Below are 18,297 nucleotides of genomic sequence, written 5' to 3'. Positions count from 1 at the left end.
GATGTCGCCGCGCCTACGCGCGGCCGAGTTCGTCACCCATTTCCCTGGCGCGGGCCTCGGCCGCGAGCGCGCCGCGCACGATCGCCTCCTTTACGCCCTGCGCGTCGAACGACGCAAGCGCGGCGGCCGTCGTGCCGCCCTTCGACGTCACGCGCTCGCGCAGCACGCTCGCCGGTTCGCCCGATTGCGCGGCGAGCTGCGCGGCGCCGGTGAACGTCGCGACCGCGAGCGCGCGGCCCTGTTCGTCGTTCATGCCGAGCTGGCGCGCGGCTTCCTGCAGCGCTTCGATGAAATAGAACACGTACGCCGGGCCGCTGCCCGAAATGGCCGTGACGGCGTCGAGCTTCGATTCGTCGTCGAACCATACGATCTCGCCGACCGCGCCGAGCACGTTCGACGCGAGTTCGCGGCCCGTCGCATCGACGCCCGGCAGCGCGGCGAGCCCGGTCACGCCCATGCCGACGAGCGCGGGCGTGTTCGGCATCGTGCGTACGACGCGCGCGTAGCCGCCGAGCCAGCGGGCGAGATCGGTGCCGCGGATGCCGGCCGCGATGCTGATCACGAGCTGCGACTTCAGGTGCGGCGCCAGCGCTTGCGCGACATCCTTGAGCACCTGCGGCTTCACCGCGAGCACGATCGCGTCGTAGCCGGCGAGCGTCGCGTCGGCGGCCGCGCCGGTGCGCACGCCGAATTGCTGCGCGGCGCGCGCGCGGACGTCCTCGTTGACGTCGATGGCATACAGGCCGTCCGCGGCGACGCCGCGCTTGATCAGGCCGCCGATCAGGGCCGCGGCCATGTTGCCGCCGCCGATGAATGCGATTTTCATGATGTCCGATTGAGCGAGTGAGTGAACGGAAAGGCGGAAAAGGGGCGGCGCTCAGTGCGCGTAATCGCGCGCGCCGAAGATCGCGGTGCCGACGCGCACGATCGTCGCGCCTTCGAGCACGGCCGCGTCGAGATCGGCGGACATGCCCATCGACAACGTGTCGAGCGGCAGGCCGTCCGCGCGCAATGCGTCGAACAGCGTGCGCAGCGCGCGATGGGGCGCACGCTGCGCAGCGGTATCGCCGGCCGGTTCGGGAATCGCCATCAGGCCGCGCAGCCGCAGCGACGGCAGGGCGGCGACCGCGCGCGCGACTTCCGCCACGTCGGCCGGCGCGACGCCGCTCTTCGACGCCTCGCCGCTGATGTTCACCTGCACGCACACATTGAGCGGCGGCAGGTGCGCGGGGCGCTGTTCCGACAGGCGCTGCGCGATCTTCAGCCGGTCGACCGAATGGACCCAGTCGAAGCGCTCGGCGACCGGGCGCGTCTTGTTCGACTGCAGCGGCCCGATGAAATGCCATTCGAGCTGGGCGCGCAGGTCGGCGAGCGCGTCGATCTTGTCGATCGATTCCTGCACGTAGTTTTCGCCGAAGGCGCGCTGCCCGGCCGCGTGCGCGGCGCGCACGTCGGCGGCGGGAAACGTCTTGGAGACGGCGAGCAGCGAAACGGTGGCGGGGTCGCGGCCGGCCGCGCGGGCGGCGTCGGCGATGCGGCGATGAACGGATTCGAGTCGGGCGGCGAGATCGGACATGACGGGCACGAGGACAGGCACGGAAGCGGACATGAAGCGGGCATGAAGCGGAGGCGCCGCGTTACGCGGCGCATCGGTCCGCCCATTATACGGACGCCGCGCGCGGAGCCCGGCGCCGGCGCGCGTCCGTCATCGCCGTGAAGCGGCGTCAACCGTACAGCAGATGCTCGACGAGCTGGACCCAGTGGGCGACCGGGATCTGCGTGCCGCTTTGCAGATGCGCGATGCAGCCGACGTTGCCGGAGACGATCATCTGCGGCTCGAGCGCCTGCAGTTTCAGCAGCTTCTGCTTGCGCAGCCGGTACGACAGCGACGGCTGCGTCAGCGAATAGGTGCCGGCCGAGCCGCAGCACAGGTGGCTGTCGGCCGGCAGCCGCACGTCGATGCCGAGCGTCTCGAGCAGGCGTTCGACCTTGCCGCGCGATTGCTGGCCGTGCTGCAGCGTGCACGGCGGGTGGTACGCGACCGTATGGATCGCGCGGCGCCGCGCGAGCGTCGCGAGTTCGGCCTCGAACGCGAGCAGCACGTCGGAGATGTCGCGCGTCAGCGCCACGACGCGCTGCGCCTTCTCCGCGTAGGCCGGGTCGTCGCGCAGCAGGTGGGCGTATTCGAGCACCGTCGCGCCGCAGCCCGATGCGTTCATCACGATCGACTCGACCCCCTGTTCGATATGCGGCCACCACGCGTCGATGTTGCGGCGCGCGTCGTCGAGCGCTTCGTCGTGATAGTTCAGGTGCAGGCGGATCGCGCCGCAGCAGCCCGCATCGGGCGCGACGACGGTCTCGATGCCGAGCGCGTCGAGCACGCGCGCGGTCGCGATGTTGATGTTCGGCAGCATCGACGGCTGTACGCAGCCGCCGAGCATCAGCATCTTGCGCGTATGCGTGCGGTGCGGCCATTCGAGCAGCCGCGTGCGCGGCGGCACCTTGTCGCGCAGCCGCTTCGGCAGCAGCGGCCGCACGTGCTGGCCGAGCCGCATCACGGGCGAGAACAGCGCGGCGTTCGGCACGAGGCTCGCGAGCATGCGGCGCACGAGGCGCTGCTGCGCCGGGCGCTGCACCTGCGCCTCGACGTGCTTGCGGCCGATCTCGACCAGCCGGCCGTACTGGACGCCGGACGGGCAGGTCGTCTCGCAGCTGCGGCACGTGAGGCAGCGGTCGAGGTGCTGCTGCGTGCTGCGCGTGACGGGCGCGCCTTCGACCATCTGCTTGATCAGGTAGATGCGTCCGCGCGGGCCGTCGAGTTCGTCGCCGAGCAACTGATAGGTCGGGCAGGTCGCGGTGCAGAACCCGCAGTGCACGCACTTGCGCAGGATCGCGTCGGCCTCGTCGCCGTCGGGCGTATTGCGGATGAAATCGGCGAGGTTCGTTTGCATCGAGCCCTCAGAGATCGGGGTAAAGCCGGCCGCGGTTGAAGATGCGCGCGGGATCGAACGCGGCCTTCAGCCCGCGGTGGATTTTCATCATCGGGGCGGGGAGCGGCGTGAACACGCCCGCGCTGCGGTCGTACGCATCGCCCGCGCGGAACAGCGTCGCATGGCCGCCGGCCTGCTTTGCGCTCATGCGCACGGTCTGCGCGTCGGCGTCGGTGATCCACCAGCGCTGCGCGCCGCCCCATTCCATCAACTGGGTGCCGGGCAGATGCATCGGTTCGGTGATCGACGGCAGCGCGAGGCGCCACAGCGCATAGCCGGGCGGGATGCCGTTGAAGAACGGGTCGGTGTGCTCGCGCAGGCCGGCCCAGAAGCGCTCGGCCTCGACCGCGTCGACGACTTCGCCGCCGAGCAGCGTCTTCGCGGATTTCACGGCCGCTTCGGCGCCCGACAGGCGCAGCACGAGCGTGCCGTTGCGCCATGCGCTGGCGCTGATGGGCAGCGGGTGGCCGCCCCATTCGTTGAGCTTGCGCACGGCGTCGGTGGCGCTCATCTCGAACTTCAGCGTGACCTCGGCGACGGGCATCGGCAGTACCTTGATCGACAGGTCGAGCATCAGCCCGAGCGTGCCGAGCGCGCCGGCCATCAGCCGCGACACGTCGTAGCCCGCGACGTTCTTCACGACCTGCCCGCCGAAGCGCAGCGTGTCGCCGCGGCCGTTCATCAGCGTGACGCCGAGCACGAAATCGCGCGGCGCGCCGCAGGTGGCGCGTCGCGGCCCGGCGAGCCCGGCCGCGACGCAGCCGCCGACGGTGGCCGCGCGGCCGAAGTGCGGCGGCTCGAACGGCAGCATCTGGCCGCACTCGGCGAGGACCGTTTCAAGCTGCGCGAGCGGCGTGCCCGCGCGGACCGTGACGACGAGCTCGGCCGGGTCGTACGACACGATGCCCTGAAACGCGCGCGTATCGAGTATGTCGCCCTCGAGCGCCTGGCCGTACCAGTCCTTGGTGCCGCCGCCGCGAATCCGCAGTGGCCGGCCGTCGGCGCTGGCCGCGCGGATGCGCTCGGCCCATCCGGCGACGATGTCGTCCTCTTCCATGTTCCGTTGCTGCCTCGACTTGTTGTTCGGTCGATTGTACCGGGGTGGCACGATTCCACATCGCGACTATCCCTAAGCCCGGTATCACGCGCCGACGGCCCGCGCCGCCGGGGGCCGGCCGCCGGACCGGGCCGCACGCCGCGCGCGACGCTCAGAAACGCGGCAGGTCGGGGTGCGGCAGCAGCCCGCCGCGCACATGCTGGCGGCCGTATTCGGCGCAGCGCGCGCGGGTGGGGATGCCCTTGTCCGGGTTCAGCAGCCCCGCCGGATCGAATGCGCGCTTGACCGCGAAGAACGCATCGCGCTCCTGCGGCGAGAACTGTACGCACATCGAATTGAGCTTCTCGATGCCGACGCCGTGCTCGCCCGTCACGCTGCCGCCGAATTCCACGCAGCATTCGAGGATTTCCGCGCCGAACTGCTCGGCGCGGTGCAGTTCGTCCGGATCGTTCGCGTTGTAGAGGATCAGCGGATGCATGTTGCCGTCGCCCGCATGGAACACGTTGATGCAGCGCAGCCCGTAGCGCGTTTCCAGCTGCTCGATGCGTGCGAGCAGCGGGCCGATCGCGCGGCGCGGGACGGTACCGTCCATGCAGTAATAGTCGGCGGAGATCCGGCCGGCGGCCGGAAACGCGTTCTTGCGGCCCGACCAGAAGCGCAGCCGCTCGCTCTCGTTGCGCGACACCTGGATGCGGGTTGCGCCGTGCTCGCGCAGCACCGCCGTCATCCGCACGATTTCTTCCGCGACCTCTTCGGGCGTGCCGTCCGATTCGCACAGCAGGATCGCCTTCGCGTCGAGGTCGTAGCCCGCGTGCGTGAACGCCTCGACGGCCTGCGTGGCCGGCTTGTCCATCATCTCGAGCCCGGCCGGGATGATGCCCGACGCGATGATCGCCGCGACGGCCTCGCCGCCCTTGACGACGTCGTCGAAGCTCGCCATCACGAGTTGCGCCGTCTGCGGCTTCGGGATCAGCCTCACCGTGACTTCGGTGACGATCGCGAACATCCCTTCGCTGCCGATCATCACGGCCAGCAGGTCGAGGCCGGGCATGTCGAGCGCGAGCGAGCCGAACTCGACGATCTCGCCGTCGATCGTCACCGCGCGCACGCGCATCACGTTGTGCACGGTCAGCCCGTATTTCAGGCAATGCACGCCGCCGGAATTTTCCGCGACGTTGCCGCCGATCGTGCACGCGATCTGCGACGACGGATCGGGCGCGTAATACAGGCCGTACGGCGCGGCGGCCTCGGAGATCGCGAGGTTGCGCACGCCAGGCTGCACGGTCGCCGTGCGCGCGTACGGGTCGATCTCGACGATGCGCGTGAAGCGCGCAAGCGACAGCACGACGCCGAGCGCGATCGGCAGCGCGCCGCCCGACAGGCTGGTGCCCGCGCCGCGCGGCACGATCGGCACTTCCATGCGGCGGCAGATCTGCACGATCCGCTGCACCTGCGACTCCGTTTCGGGCAGCGCGACCGCCAGCGGCAGGCGGCGATACGCGGACAGGCCGTCGCATTCGTACGGTGCGGTGTCTTCGTCGCGGTACAGCAGGCAGTGCGTCGGCAGCACGGCCATCAGCGCCTGCACGACTTCGCGCTGGCGCTGCGCACGGGCCGCGCTCGACAGTTCGACGGGAGCGTTCATGAGGTCTCCAGCAGCAGGGGGCGCGTCGTCGCGCCGCCGTGTCAGCACGTGAAAATCTTGCCCGGATTCATCAGGTTGCGCGGATCGAGCGCGAGCTTGATCGCGCGCATCGTGTCGATCGCGTTGTCGCCGTGCTCCTTCGGCAGAAAGCGCATCTTGTGCAGCCCGACGCCGTGCTCGCCGGTGCAGGTGCCGCCGAGACGCAGCGCACGCTCGACGATCCGGTCGTTGATATGCTCGGCTTCGGCGATTTCCTCGGGCTTGTCGGGGTCGATCAGGATCGCCACGTGGAAATTGCCGTCGCCGACGTGGCCGACGATCGGGCAGGGCAGCGACGACGCGCGCAGGTCGACCTCGGTTTCCTCGACGCAGGCGGCGAGCTGCGAGATCGGCACGCAGACGTCGGTCGTCACCGCGCGGCAGCCCGGCTTCAGCTGCAGCATCGCGAAGTACGCGTTGTGGCGCGCGGCCCAGAGCCGGCTGCGATCCTCGGGGCGGGTCGCCCATTCGAAGCCCTGGCCGCGGTTCTGGCCCGCGAGCGCCTGCACGAGTTCGGCCTGTTCCCTGACGCCGGCCTCGGTGCCGTGGAATTCGAAGAACAGCGTCGGCGCTTCGGCGAGCGTCAGGTTCGAGTGGCGGTTGATCGAGCGCACGGCAAGCGCATCGACGAATTCGACGCGCGCGATCGGCACGCCGATCTGGATCGTCTCGATCACGGTGCGCACCGCGTCGCCCATCGACGGGAACGTGCAGATCGCGGCCGACACGGCTTCGGGCAGCGGATGCAGGCGCAGCGTGATCTCGGTGATCACGCCCAGCGTGCCTTCCGAGCCGATGAACAGGCGCGTGAGGTCGTAGCCGGCCGACGACTTGCGGGCGCGCGTGCCGGTTTTCACCACGCGGCCGTCGGCGAGCACGGCGGTCAGGCCGAGCACGTTCTCGCGCATCGTGCCGTAGCGCACGGCGTTGGTGCCCGACGCGCGGGTCGCGGTCATTCCGCCGATGCTGGCGTCGGCGCCCGGATCGATCGGGAAGAACAGGCCGGTGTCGCGCAGCGCCTCGTTGAGCGCCTTGCGCGTGATGCCGGGCTCGACCGTCACGGTCAGGTCTTCCGCGTTGATCGACAGCACGCGGTTCATTTCCGACAGGTCGAGCGAGATGCCGCCGCGCACCGCGAGCAGGTGCCCTTCGAGCGACGAGCCGGCGCCGTACGGGATCAGCGGCACGCCGTACAGCGAGCACAGCGACACGACTTCGCGCACGTCGTCCGCGCTGCGCGCGAACACGACGGCGTCGGGCAGTTGCGGATCGAACGGCGATTCGTCGCGGCCGTGATGGGCGCGCACGGCGTCGGCGGTCGACACGCGCGCGCCGAAGGCGGCGCGCAGCGCATCGAGCATGGCGGGGGGAAGCGGCCGGCGCGTGGCGGCCGGCGGGGCAGGGTGATTCACGAACGTCTCCTTGTCGATCCGGGCGGACGCGTCGGCGCCGGCCCGGCTCCCGTGCTGCGGGGTTGCGGCCCATTCTACGCTGTAACGCCTGCTGCGCCCGCCGCCGCGGGCTGCGATAATCGCGTTCCAACGCAACCCGGCCGCAGCGCGGCCGAGCACGGGAGGACCTCCGCATGGGCAACCGCTTGAGCAAGATCGCCACGCGCACGGGCGACGACGGCACCACCGGCCTGGGCGACGGCCGTCGCATCGGCAAGGACGACACGCGGATCGCGGCGATCGGCGACGTCGACGAACTGAATTCGAACCTCGGCGTGCTGCTCGCCGAGACGCTGCCGGACGATGTCCGCACGGCGCTCGTCACGATCCAGCACGACCTGTTCGATCTCGGCGGCGAGCTGTGCATCCCCGGTCATACGGTGCTCGACGACACGCATCTCGCGCGGCTCGACCGCTGGCTCGCCGACTACAATGCGACGCTGCCGCCGCTGAAGGAATTCATCCTGCCGGCCGGCTCGCGCGCCGCGTCGCTCGCGCACGTCTGCCGCACCGTGTGTCGCCGAGCGGAGCGCTCGATCGTCGCTCTCGGGCGGACCGAAACGCTCAACGACACGCCGCGGCGCTACGTGAACCGGCTGTCGGATCTGCTGTTCGTGCTGGCGCGCGTGCTGAACCGCACCGATGGCGGCGCGGACGTGCTGTGGGAGCGCGGCCGCGTCCGCTGACACCTTGCCCCCTTCGCCCCCGTTGCCGCACTGCGACAATTTGCCCGGGAGGCGCCGATTTCTTAAACATGTATTGTGTATGCATGTTTAACGGAGAACGAACATGACCCACATCACCGCTGACCAGATGGCTCGCGTGAAGGCCACTGCCCCTGTCCTCGCCGTGCACGGCGCGACGATCACGAAGCACTTCTACCAGCGCATGTTCGCGCGCCATCCGGAACTGAAGAACCTGTTCAACCAGACGCACCAGCAGACCGGCAGCCAGCCGGAGACGCTCGCGAAGGCCGTCTACGCGTACGCGGCGAACATCGACAATCTCGGCGCGCTGGGCGGCGCCGTGACGAAGATCGCGCACAAGCACGCGAGCCTGAACATCCGCCCCGAGCATTACCCGATCGTCGGCGAGAACCTGCTGGCGTCGATCGTCGAGGTGCTCGGCGACGCGGTCGACGCCGACACGCTCGACGCGTGGCGGGTCGCGTACGGCCAGCTCGCGCAGATCCTGATCGGCGCCGAGGCCGATCTGTACGCGGGGGCGGCGTGGAGCGGATTCCGTCCGTTCAAGGTCGAGCGCAAGGTGCGCGAAAGCGACGAGATCACGTCGTTCTACCTGACGCCGGCCGACGGCGGCGCGGCGCCGTCGTTCGAGCCCGGGCAGTACGTCACGGTGAAGCGCTTCGTCGGCGAGCTCGGCGTCGACCAGCCGCGCCAGTACAGCCTGTCCGATGCGCCGCACGGCAAGTGGCTGCGCATCTCGGTGAAGCGCGAGGCCGGCAAGCCGGAGGTCATTCCGGCCGGCAAGGTGTCGACGCTGATGCACGATGGCGTGGAAGAAGGGGCGATCGTCGAGGTGACCGCCCCGATGGGCGAATTTTCGCTGAAGCGCGGCGTCGAGACGCCCGTCGTGCTGATCTCCGGCGGCGTCGGCATTACCCCGATGATGTCGATGGCGTCGTCGCTGATCGCCGAGGGCAGCCGGCGCGAAGTCCGGTTCGTCCACGCGTGCCGCTCGGGCGCGGTGCATGCGTTCCGCGACTGGCTGAACGATACGGTGCGCGAGCATGCGAACGTCACGCGCACGGTGGTGTACGAGCTGGTCGGCCCGCACGATCGCGCCGGCATCGATCACGACCTTGAAGGCCGGCTCACGCCGGAACGCCTGAGGGCGTTCGCGCTCGTGCCGGACGCCGACTACTATATCTGCGGCCCGATTGCCTTCATGAAGGCGCAGCGAGATGCGCTCGTCGCGCTCGGCGTCGCGCCGGAACGCGTGCATACCGAAATCTTCGGTTCGGGCGCGCTCGAGTGAAGCCTGTGCGCAAGACCTGCGGTTCATGAAAAAGCCCGGCGTGAGCCGGGCTTTGATTTTGTCGTCCGCGCTGTCACGCGGATGACGTCGGTCGGGTCGGCACTTGCGAGCGGCATGCCTTCACGGCGTGCGTGGGCGACCATCGAGCGGTCGAACGGATCTGCATGGTCCGAATTCGGGCTGCGCGGCGATGCCTTCGATGTGGTCGCTGCCGATCGACAACTCCGCGAAACCGGCGAACCGAAACGCCGGGCGCGCGTTGCACGCACGAACGGGCAGGTTGCCTTTGCGGTATTTGATCGCGATTTCCCGGATGGATGCGGCACTGACGTACAGCGTGTTCTCCGGATTCTCGATCAGCGCGGTCGCGGTCGACGAAAGCGGGGGGCGTGTCCGGCGGCCCGGAGCGCGATATGCGTGTCGGGCAGCAGCTTCACGGCGCAAGCGCTCGTTCGGCGCCGGCATCGAAGTCGGCGGCGATCGATGCGTCGCCGACGTTGAATGCTTCGACGGTCGCCGGGATGCCCAGGCCGGCCCGCAATTGACGGGCCGCCCCGATCCGTTGCGGTGCCGCATAAGGAACGATCCGGGCGACCGGATGGCCATTGCGGGCGATCACGACTTCGGATTCGCGTCCCGGCTCCAACGCCTCGACAAGGCGGGAGAGTCGTGATTTGGCATCGTGCAGGTTGACGGTCGGCATCGGGGTTGGCCAGGCAGTGTCAGCGGGTCTGGCAGAGCCCGACGCAGGCGGCAGCCCGACCGGATGGCCGACCCGCCCGCAGGCGGGGGGGCGATCCGGCCGGTTTTCGTCCGTCAGTTCCCGCTGCCGCGCGCGACGCGGCGCGCCTTGACCGATTCCGCCAGGCCTTCGAGCACCTTCACGCTGTCGTCCCACGCGATGCACGCGTCGGTGATGCTCTGGCCGTAGGTCAGCTCGCAGCCTTCCTTCAGGTCCTGGCGCCCTTCGACGAGGTGCGACTCGATCATCAGGCCGACGATGCGCGAGTCGCCGGCCGCGATCTGGCGGCCGATGTCGGCGCAGACCGGGATCTGGTTCTCGTGCTTCTTCGAGCTGTTCGCGTGGCTCGCGTCGATCATCAGGCGCGCGGCGAGGCCGGCCTTGCCGATGTCCGCGCAGGCGGCGTTCACGCTGTCCGCGTCGTAGTTCGGCGTCTTGCCGCCGCGCAGGATCACGTGGCAGTCCTCGTTGCCGGCGGTCGACACGATCGCCGAATGGCCGCCCTTCGTCACCGACAGGAAATGGTGCGGCTGCGACGCGGCCTTGATCGCGTCGACCGCGATCTTCACGTTGCCGTCGGTGCCGTTCTTGAAGCCGACCGGGCACGACAGCCCCGACGCGAGCTCGCGGTGCACCTGCGATTCCGTCGTGCGCGCGCCGATCGCGCCCCACGAGATCAGGTCGGCGATGTACTGCGGGCTGATCATGTCGAGGTATTCGGTCGCGGCCGGCAGTCCCATTTCGTTGATCTGCAGCAGCAGCTCGCGCGCGGTGCGCAGCCCTTCGTTGATCTTGAAGCTGTTGTCGAGATGCGGATCGTTGATGAGGCCCTTCCAGCCGACCGTCGTGCGCGGCTTTTCGAAGTACACGCGCATCACGATTTCCAGTTCGCCCTTGAAGCGCTCGCGCTCCGCCGCGAGCCGGCCCGCGTATTCGATCGCCGCCTTCGTGTCGTGGATCGAGCACGGCCCGATCACGACGATCAACCGGTCGTCCATCCCGTGCAGGATGCGGTGCATCGACTGGCGCGCGTTGTAGATCAGCTCGGACGCGGCTTCGGAGCACGCGAATTCGCGGATCAGGTGGGCGGGCGGCGTCAGTTCCTTGAGCTCGCGAATGCGGACGTCGTCGGTGTTGTGCGGGGGCATGCTGTTTCTCCTAGTGTTCCGGGGCGCCGTTCGGTCAGTGCGCGTGCGGCAGATTCATCAATTCAGGCAATTCAGTGGTGTCGGTCGGGGCTGCGGGATCGCTGCGGCGACCGGTTGGCGAAGGGCGAAAAAAAACCGCCGGGTTCGCCGGCGGTTTTTTCGGGAATTTCGGTTGCGCTTTACGCGCCATCAACCCTCTCGATCCGCCAGCGGTCTGAGATACCAGAAAAAGTAAAAGTAAAACTTGGCGGACATGACGGGGATTCGGTTCGTCAAAAAAGTTGATTCGGAATTTATACCCCGTCACCGGGCGGCTGGCAACCGGGGTGTGTCGAAAATGCGGACAATCCGCGCGATTTTTCCAGAATGCGCGGATTGTCTGCGTCGCGATGCGGTTATGCCGTACCGCCGACCGTCATCTTGTCGATCCGCAGGGTCGGCTGGCCGACGCCGACCGGCACGCTCTGGCCTTCCTTGCCGCACACGCCGACGCCGGTGTCGAGCGACATGTCGTTACCGATCATGCTCACGTACTTCAGCGATTCGGGGCCGCTGCCGATCAGCGTCGCGCCCTTCACCGGGTAGGTGATCTTGCCGTTCTCGATCATGTACGCCTCGGACGCCGAGAACACGAACTTGCCGTTCGTGATGTCGACCTGGCCGCCGCCGAAGTTCACCGCGTACAGGCCGTTTTTCACCGACGCGATGATTTCTTGCGGATCCTTGTCGCCGTTCAGCATGTACGTGTTCGTCATGCGCGGCATCGGCAGCGCCGCGTACGATTCGCGGCGCGCGTTGCCCGTGACCGGCATCTTCATCAGGCGCGCGTTCAGCGTGTCCTGGATGTAACCCTTCAGGATGCCGTCCTCGATCAGCGTCGTGCACTGCGTCGGGTTGCCTTCGTCGTCGATGTTCAGCGAGCCGCGGCGGTTCGGCAGCGTGCCGTCGTCGACGACGGTCACGCCCTTGGCCGCGACCCGCTCGCCGATCCGGCCCGCGAAGGCGGACGAACCCTTGCGGTTGAAGTCGCCCTCGAGGCCGTGGCCGATCGCCTCGTGCAGCAGCACGCCCGGCCAGCCCGGCCCGAGCACGACCGTCATCGCGCCGGCCGGCGCCGGGCGGGCGTCGAGGTTGACGAGCGCCGCATGCACGGCGTCGTCGACGTAGCGCGACAGGATGTCGTCGGTGAAGTAGCCGTAGTCGAAGCGGCCGCCGCCGCCGCCGGAGCCGATCTCGCGACGGCCGTTCTGTTCGGCGATCACCGTGACCGACACGCGCACGAGCGGACGGATGTCGGCCGCGAGCGCGCCGTCGCTGCGCGCGACGAGCACGACGTCGTATTCGCCGGCGAGGCCCGCCATCACCTGAGTGACGCGCGGGTCGCGGCCGCGCGCCATCTGCTCGATGCGCTCGAGCAGCTTGACCTTGGCCGTCGCGTCGAGCGAGGCGAGCGGATCGGACGGCAGGTACAGGTCGCGGCCCGAGATGCCCTTCAGCGACGTCGCCGCCTTGATCTTCTGGCGGCCGCCGCCGGCCGCGGCGATCGCCTTGGTGGCCGCGGCCGCCTGCGCGATCGCTTCCGGCGACAGGTCGTCCGAATACGCGAACGCGGTGCGGTCGCCCGCGACCGCGCGCACGCCGACGCCCTGGTCGATGCTGAAGCTGCCCGACTTGACGATGCCTTCCTCGAGGCTCCACGCTTCGCTGCGGGTCGCCTGGAAGTACAGGTCCGCGTAGTCGACGCGATGCGTGAAGATGTCGGCGATCGTGCGCGTGAGCAGGCTTTCGTCGAGGCCGTACGGCGTGAGCAGGATGTCCTTCGCCAGCGCGAGGTTGCGGATGCCGGGTTCGATGATGTTCATGCGGATATCGGGGTTTCTCAAAAAGTTGTCGGGTGCTTCTGGGCAGATGGGTTGGCCGGGCGGCGTTTCAAGCAGCGCGGCGGATTCAGGTCAGCACGCGGTGCCGCCACGCGGGCAGGCTCTGGCGCACCTCGGCGATGCGTTGCGGATCGAGCGCGCCGAGCACGACGCTCGCGCCGACGTCGCGGACCGCGACGATCTCGCCCCACGGGTCGATCAGCATGCTGTGACCCCAGGTGCGCCGGCCGTTCTCGTGCTTGCCGCCTTGCGCGGCCGCGAGCACGTAGCACTGGTTCTCGACGGCCCGCGCGCGCAGCAGCGTTTCCCAGTGCGCGCGGCCCGTCGTATACGTAAATGCCGACGGCACGACGATCAGTGCGCAGTCGCCCATCCTGCGATACAGCTCGGGAAAGCGCAGATCGTAACAGACCGACAGGCCGACCCGCCCGAACGGCGCGTCGAACGCGACGACCGTCTCGCCCGCGCGGATCGTGCGGGCCTCGTCGAACGACTCGTCGCCTTTCTCGAAGTTGAACAGGTGGATCTTGTCGTAGCGCGCGGCCTCGTTGCCGGACGGGTCGAACACGAGCGTCGTATTCAGCACGCGATCGGGCTCGGGCGCCTTCAGCGGCAGCGTGCCGCCGATCACCCAGATGCCGTGGCGGCGCGCGGCGTCCGCGAGGAAGCGCTGGACCGGGCCGTCCCGGTAGGGTTCGGCGAGCGCGAGCTTGTCGGTGTCGCGCTGACCCATGAAGCAGAAGTACTCGGGCAGCAGGACGAGCTGCGCGCCGTCGCCGGCGGCTTCCGCGATCAGGCGGCGCGCTTCCGCGAGGTTGCGCGCGACGTCCGGCGTGCTCACCATCTGCAGCGCGGCGACCCGGAAGGGTGTGGCGGAACGGGTGTGGTCGGTCATCGCGGGATCGTTTGGGTCATAAATGGGGTGCGGCCCGACACGGTGCGCGGTTCAGTGCTTCGTCGCATCGGCCGGACCGTGATTCATCTTACCCTGATCGCCCCGCACCCGCTCGATGTGCGGATGCGCCCACGAGCCGGTGATCGCGTAGTCGAGCGCGAAGGCGCGCGAGAGCGTCTCCGACAGCGCGTAGTTCGCGGCCAGCACGCCGACGCCGAGCAGCGGGTTGATGATCGCCGCCGCGATCGCGGCCGTGCCGGCCCCGATCTTCGGCGCGACGTGCGCGTGCAGGTCCTGCGTCTCGGTGCCGAGGTCGACCGCGCCGCGCACCGTCACGTTCGCGGGCGCCGTCGTCATCGAGAAGTCGTCGGTGCGTGCGATCCCGTTCGAGATCTGGCTGGTGCCCGTGATCTTGTCGAACGGCAGCCCCTTGCCGATCACGTCGCGGAAATTCAGCGTCAGGAAGCGCGCGAGGCTCTGCAGGCTCAGCACGCCGAGCAGCTTCGCGGCGCCCGGATCGACCTTCAGGATCTGGCCATGTTCGAGATCGAGCGCGATCTGGCCGCCGAACGTCGGGAAATCGACCGCGGTCGGGCCGCCGCGCCAGCCGACCTTGCCCGTGACCGTGCCATGACCGTCCGCGAGCGTGCGCGGCAGGCCGACGCGGTCGAGCAGCGCGCCCGCGTTGTCGATGTCGAGCTTGAAGTCGAACACGGTGCGGCGCGGCGCGTCGTTTTCGTCGACGCCGCGCGCGAGCGAGCGGTGCGACGTGCGCCAGTTGCCGGTCGCCGTCAGCTTCGCGGCCGGGTTCGACAGCTCCAGCTTGTCGAGCTGCCAGACGGGCGTGCCGGCTTCGTCGATGTTGCGCGCGTTGACGACGAGGCGGCCGATGTCGTGGTTGCGCGCGACGACCTGGTCGACGACCAGGTCGATCGACGGGATCGGCCGGTCGGTCGGCGTCGGCAGGTTCATCGCGCGGCCGACGAGATCGTGCTGCGCGCTGTCCGGGATCACGAGCTTCGCGAGCCGCGCGTTCAGCACGCCCGCACCGTTGTGGCCGCCGCCCGGCGCCCACGACAGGTAGCCCGACACCTGGTTCGACGCGATGTTCGCCTGCCAGAGATCGTCGACGTGCGATGCGCCGACGATCACGTTTTCCCAGTTGCGCTTGAGCAGCTTCAGCGTGCCGAAATGGAACGCGAAGCGTTTCGGCGCGAAGCTCGCGAAATCGACGCGCGGCGCCGCCTGCGGCTCCGGCGTGCGCGGGGCTGGCGGCTGCAGCGTGTGGGCGAGGGCGAGCCACGCGTCGGCGTCCAGTTCGTTGACGTCGACGGCCGCGCTCACGCCGTCCTGCGGTATGTCGGGCATCCGGTGGATGCCCATCGCGCCGCGCACCGCGCGCAGCGGCTGGCCGTGCGTCGCGTCGAGCAGGTAGGTGGCGGACACGGGGCCGAGCGTGAGGTCGGCATGCTCGAGGCGCTTGCCGTCCGCCTGCGGCGCCGGCTGCAGCGTGAAGCTGAACGGCATCGGCGTGCCGGCCGGCTTGGCGAACGGCGCCGGGAAGTTCAGCGCGACGCCCGTCAGGTCCGAATGCGCGCTGATGTCGGGCAGGCGGCCCGGCGCGCCGCGCACGGCGACCTGGTACGGTGCATCGCCCACCACATGCTCGAGCAGCGCGGCGGCCGCGCCGTGCAGGTTCAGGCCGCGCGCCGCATCGAGCGCGAGTTGGCCGTCCACGTCGACCGAATACGGGCCGTGCGACTGGAAGTTGCCGCTCGCGCGCACCGGGCCGCCGAGGAAGCGCCCGGACAGGTCGTGCAGCGCCGCGCCGGCCTCGGTGAACCGAACGCTGCCGCGCAGCGCGGACAGCGGCGGCACGCCGCGGGTCGACAGCGTGTTGCCGCCGAACGCGAGCGCGCCCTCGACATGCGTATGCGGATGGGCGACGTGCTGCGGGATCGTGATCTTGAGCGCGAGCGACGCCGGCCCCTGAGAGTCGATCCGCTGGCCGACGTGCCCGCTCATCGTGCCGAGCGAGCTGTTGTCCGCGTAGTCGATCAGGTCGGCCAGCGGCCCCTGCGCATGGCCGTCGATGATCAGCGGCGAGTGGGTCGGATTGCCGAGGTCGTCGATGCGGCCCGCGACCTTCGTCAGCACGACGCGCTTGTAGTGCGCGCGGCCGATGTCGAAGCGCAGCTTGTTCTGCGCGAGCTCGAACACGCCGTCGATCCCGTCGAGCGCGGGCCAGACGCTCGGCGTGCCGTTCGCGAGCTTGCGCGGCGGGTACGGCGTCGGCTCGAAGCGGCCGCCGGTGAAGGGCGCGACGATGTGGAACACGCCGGCGTCCGGCTCGTGCTCGAAAGGGAATTTCTCGAGCGGGCCGCGGGCGACGATCGATGCGCCCTTGGTGACCTTGCCGTCCTGCAGCGCGTGGCCGAGATAGTCGCGCAGGTGCTCGGACATCCCGGTCGGCAGGTAGCGCGGAATGCGCGCCACCGAGGCACGGGCGAACTCCGCGCGCAGGTCGAGCGAGCCGCGGCCGTGGCCGGGGTTCGTGTACGACCCCGATACCGCGATTTCGGCGTCGGGGTTCGAGACGAGCAGGTCGGGCAGCGTCACGTCGACGCGCGCGTGCTTGTCGCCGGGCGAGGGCGTGACCGTCCATTTGGCGTTGCCGCGCAAGCGGTCGAACGTCAGGCGCGGCTCGTCGAATTCGCCCGGCACCGTGACGGCCGCGTTCACCGTGTCGAAATGCGCGGTGCCGCCCGTCTCGTTCGCGTCGACGCGGCCCCACAGGTTCTCGATGCCCGGCCAGCCGGCGCGCGGGTGGCCGCGCGGCGAGAGGCCGGGCGGCGGCTCCTGCGCGGCGAAGCTGATGCCCTGCAGGTCGCCGAGGAAACGGTAGCGGACGATCGGCGCGGCGCCCGTGCGCCGCTCCTCGTCGGCGAGATCGGCCCGCGCGGGCTTCGCGCGTTCGACCTCGATGTGATAGTTCGACACCATCCCGCGCGGGTCGATCTTGATCAGCTCGTTGCGCAGGCGCGCCGGCAGCGGCAGCCCGCGGATGAATTCGCTGAGGATGCCGAGATCGACGCGGTCGCCGACGACGCTCAGCAACTGTCCCTGGCTCGCGGTCGGCACGCGGTAGCGGGCCGTCAGCGTCGACAGCGCGAGCGAGCGGGCGAGCGGCGTGCCGTCCGGCAGCGGCGGCTGGCCGAGCTCCGCATTGAAGCGCGTCAGGTGCAGCGTGTAGTCGCGGCCGGCGTCGAGCGCCATGTCCCAGCCGAAGCCGACCGTCGGCACGTCGAGCCGCGGCTGCGTCGGGCGGACGCGCAGCGCGACGTCGGCGCCTTGCAGGTCGCCGCCCGCCGAATGCAGGTGGCCATCGCTGAAGGTCGCCCAGATCGCGTTGTCGATCCGCCCTGCGTGGATCGTGAGCGGCATGTCGACGTAGCGCGTGAGCGTTTGCAGGTCGACGGGGCCCGTCGACAGGTACGCGTCGCCGGTCCAGTTCGACGGCTTGCCGACCGGCGCGAGCGGCTTGTGCCTGAAGCGCGCGCGGAAATCCAGCGGGCCGAGCAGCAGCGTGCCGTTCGCGGGCGCCTGCAGCGCGACCTTGTGCACGCGGCCGTCGTTGAGCACCGCGAGCCGGATGCCCGACAGCACGAGCTCCGGCGCGTCGTGCTGCGCGTCGCGCCAGCGCAGCGTGCCGCCGCGCAGCACGATCGCCTCCTGTTTCAGCAGCCACGTGCCGAACGTGTCGCTGCCGCCGTGGGTGGTCGCCACGCCGACGCCGGCGACGCTCAGCGAGCCGTCGGCCGCGCGCGCGATGGCCAGGTCGGGCTGATCGACGATCAGGCTCGACAGCGCGGGCGAAAGCCGCAGCAGCGAGATCCACGACAGCGCGGCCGTCGCGTGCGGCACCGACAGCGCGACCTTGCCGTCGCGGCCGCGGATCGTCAGGTTCGTGAGTTCGACGCCCGGCTGCATGCCGGACCAGTTCGGAGAAAGCTTGCCGATCGAAAGCTGCGCGTGGAGCTTGTCGGACACGGCGCGCTCGATGCGCGGGCGGAATTCGTCGATCCGGGGCAGCAGGACGTAGCGCAGCCCGAGGAACGTGCCGGACGCGACGAAGTAGGTGCCGATCCCGACTGCCAGCGTCACCTTGAACACGCGACGCAGGACCGGATGATCGTGCTTCGGAGGTCCCGCTTCGGGCGCTGCTACGGCGGATTCCTGACGGTCGGACATGCGGCGGACGGGCGGCGATATGGTAGTTTTGCAGACTGACGTTGAAATGTATCACACGGGTTCGTGCCGGCGGCCGTTGCGGCAGTGCGGCACGGGCTTTCCGGCGCGCGGGGTCGCGGCGGACGCATGCGCGTCCCGCGATGCCGCGCCGAGTTCACGAGGCCGGCCGGCAGCGGGGCGCGCACGCGCTGGCCCCGTGCC

14 protein-coding genes and 1 pseudogene are annotated in these 18,297 nt (G+C 69.6%); 2 read left to right on the top strand and 13 right to left on the bottom strand.

Annotation, left to right across the window (positions count from 1 at the left end; genetic code table 11):
* Positions 1-13 precede the first annotated feature (13 nt).
* From proC to GQ57_RS07100, 6 genes are all read right to left on the bottom strand, one after another.
* Positions 14-826 (bottom strand): pyrroline-5-carboxylate reductase, encoded by an 813-nt coding sequence (proC, locus tag GQ57_RS07125; protein WP_034197484.1) that lies wholly within the window; start codon positions 824-826, stop codon positions 14-16.
* A 51-nt stretch (positions 827-877) separates the two neighbouring features.
* On the bottom strand, positions 878-1,576 hold the full coding sequence (locus GQ57_RS07120; protein ID WP_034197483.1) for a YggS family pyridoxal phosphate-dependent enzyme: 699 nt from the start codon (positions 1,574-1,576) through the stop codon (positions 878-880).
* Between the two features lie 148 nt (positions 1,577-1,724).
* Positions 1,725-2,951 carry a glycolate oxidase subunit GlcF gene (gene glcF / locus GQ57_RS07115; protein WP_031402170.1) on the bottom strand — a complete coding sequence of 409 codons (1,227 nt, stop codon included), beginning with the start codon at positions 2,949-2,951 and terminating at the stop codon, positions 1,725-1,727.
* 7 nt (positions 2,952-2,958) lie between these two features.
* Entirely contained in the window at positions 2,959-4,047 is a 1,089-nt protein-coding gene (gene glcE / locus GQ57_RS07110; protein ID WP_034197482.1) for a glycolate oxidase subunit GlcE, read from the bottom strand.
* 151 nt (positions 4,048-4,198) lie between these two features.
* Positions 4,199-5,692, bottom strand: a complete 1,494-nt coding sequence (locus GQ57_RS07105; RefSeq protein ID WP_031402171.1) for an FAD-linked oxidase C-terminal domain-containing protein — start codon at positions 5,690-5,692, stop codon at positions 4,199-4,201.
* Positions 5,693-5,733: 41 nt separating this feature from the next.
* On the bottom strand, positions 5,734-7,143 hold the full coding sequence (locus GQ57_RS07100) for an FAD-binding oxidoreductase (RefSeq protein ID WP_034197481.1): 1,410 nt from the start codon (positions 7,141-7,143) through the stop codon (positions 5,734-5,736).
* A 173-nt stretch (positions 7,144-7,316) separates the two neighbouring features.
* Between GQ57_RS07100 and GQ57_RS07095 the strand changes: the two genes are divergently transcribed.
* Together GQ57_RS07095 and hmpA are read left to right on the top strand one after the other, a co-directional pair.
* Positions 7,317-7,868 carry a cob(I)yrinic acid a,c-diamide adenosyltransferase gene (locus tag GQ57_RS07095; protein WP_031402173.1) on the top strand — a complete coding sequence of 184 codons (552 nt, stop codon included), beginning with the start codon at positions 7,317-7,319 and terminating at the stop codon, positions 7,866-7,868.
* 103 nt (positions 7,869-7,971) lie between these two features.
* Positions 7,972-9,180 carry an NO-inducible flavohemoprotein gene (gene hmpA / locus GQ57_RS07090; RefSeq protein WP_034197480.1) on the top strand — a complete coding sequence of 403 codons (1,209 nt, stop codon included), beginning with the start codon at positions 7,972-7,974 and terminating at the stop codon, positions 9,178-9,180.
* A gap of 23 nt (positions 9,181-9,203) precedes the next feature.
* Here the strand turns inward: hmpA and GQ57_RS07085 are convergent.
* From GQ57_RS07085 to GQ57_RS07060, 7 genes and pseudogenes are all read right to left on the bottom strand, one after another.
* A pseudogene (locus GQ57_RS07085) lies at positions 9,204-9,617 on the bottom strand (type II toxin-antitoxin system VapC family toxin).
* A complete protein-coding gene (locus tag GQ57_RS07080) occupies positions 9,614-9,883 on the bottom strand; it encodes a type II toxin-antitoxin system Phd/YefM family antitoxin (protein ID WP_034197479.1) in 270 nt (89 codons plus the stop codon). The pseudogene GQ57_RS07085 and the gene GQ57_RS07080 overlap by 4 nt, the downstream one beginning before the upstream one ends.
* Positions 9,884-9,996: 113 nt before the next feature.
* The gene (gene aroG, locus GQ57_RS07075) at positions 9,997-11,070 is read right to left on the bottom strand and encodes a 3-deoxy-7-phosphoheptulonate synthase AroG (protein ID WP_031402176.1); all 1,074 of its coding nucleotides are present in this window, start codon (positions 11,068-11,070) and stop codon (positions 9,997-9,999) included.
* Between the two features lie 34 nt (positions 11,071-11,104).
* A complete protein-coding gene (locus GQ57_RS43285; RefSeq protein ID WP_162531557.1) occupies positions 11,105-11,260 on the bottom strand; it encodes a hypothetical protein in 156 nt (51 codons plus the stop codon).
* Between the two features lie 205 nt (positions 11,261-11,465).
* Positions 11,466-12,932 carry a metalloprotease TldD gene (tldD, locus tag GQ57_RS07070; RefSeq protein ID WP_031402177.1) on the bottom strand — a complete coding sequence of 489 codons (1,467 nt, stop codon included), beginning with the start codon at positions 12,930-12,932 and terminating at the stop codon, positions 11,466-11,468.
* 85 nt (positions 12,933-13,017) lie between these two features.
* Positions 13,018-13,845, bottom strand: a complete 828-nt coding sequence (locus GQ57_RS07065) for a carbon-nitrogen hydrolase family protein (protein ID WP_031402178.1) — start codon at positions 13,843-13,845, stop codon at positions 13,018-13,020.
* Positions 13,846-13,896: 51 nt separating this feature from the next.
* Positions 13,897-18,096 carry a YhdP family protein gene (locus GQ57_RS07060; protein WP_034197478.1) on the bottom strand — a complete coding sequence of 1,400 codons (4,200 nt, stop codon included), beginning with the start codon at positions 18,094-18,096 and terminating at the stop codon, positions 13,897-13,899.
* Between the last annotated feature and the right edge of the window lie 201 nt (positions 18,097-18,297).

The sequence above is a fragment of the Burkholderia sp. MSh2 genome, from assembly GCF_000731655.1.
Classification (GTDB): Bacteria; Pseudomonadota; Gammaproteobacteria; order Burkholderiales; family Burkholderiaceae; genus Burkholderia; species Burkholderia paludis.
The sequence above is the reverse complement of the archived record's forward strand: the minus strand, read 5'-3'. Positions and strand labels throughout refer to the sequence as shown.

What these genes read in the sequence shown, in the direction of transcription:
- proC (WP_034197484.1), bottom strand. Translation starts at nt 826, where the DNA reads ATGAAAATCGCATTCATCGGCGGCGGCAACATGGCCGCGGCCCTGATC.
- GQ57_RS07120 (WP_034197483.1), bottom strand. Translation starts at nt 1,576, where the DNA reads ATGTCCGATCTCGCCGCCCGACTCGAATCCGTTCATCGCCGCATCGCC.
- glcF (WP_031402170.1), bottom strand. Translation starts at nt 2,951, where the DNA reads ATGCAAACGAACCTCGCCGATTTCATCCGCAATACGCCCGACGGCGAC.
- glcE (WP_034197482.1), bottom strand. Translation starts at nt 4,047, where the DNA reads ATGGAAGAGGACGACATCGTCGCCGGATGGGCCGAGCGCATCCGCGCG.
- GQ57_RS07105 (WP_031402171.1), bottom strand. Translation starts at nt 5,692, where the DNA reads ATGAACGCTCCCGTCGAACTGTCGAGCGCGGCCCGTGCGCAGCGCCAG.
- GQ57_RS07095 (WP_031402173.1), top strand. Translation starts at nt 7,317, where the DNA reads ATGGGCAACCGCTTGAGCAAGATCGCCACGCGCACGGGCGACGACGGC.
- hmpA (WP_034197480.1), top strand. Translation starts at nt 7,972, where the DNA reads ATGACCCACATCACCGCTGACCAGATGGCTCGCGTGAAGGCCACTGCC.
- GQ57_RS07080 (WP_034197479.1), bottom strand. Translation starts at nt 9,883, where the DNA reads ATGCCGACCGTCAACCTGCACGATGCCAAATCACGACTCTCCCGCCTT.
- aroG (WP_031402176.1), bottom strand. Translation starts at nt 11,070, where the DNA reads ATGCCCCCGCACAACACCGACGACGTCCGCATTCGCGAGCTCAAGGAA.
- GQ57_RS43285 (WP_162531557.1), bottom strand. Translation starts at nt 11,260, where the DNA reads ATGGCGCGTAAAGCGCAACCGAAATTCCCGAAAAAACCGCCGGCGAAC.
- tldD (WP_031402177.1), bottom strand. Translation starts at nt 12,932, where the DNA reads ATGAACATCATCGAACCCGGCATCCGCAACCTCGCGCTGGCGAAGGAC.
- GQ57_RS07065 (WP_031402178.1), bottom strand. Translation starts at nt 13,845, where the DNA reads ATGACCGACCACACCCGTTCCGCCACACCCTTCCGGGTCGCCGCGCTG.
- GQ57_RS07060 (WP_034197478.1), bottom strand. Translation starts at nt 18,096, where the DNA reads ATGTCCGACCGTCAGGAATCCGCCGTAGCAGCGCCCGAAGCGGGACCT.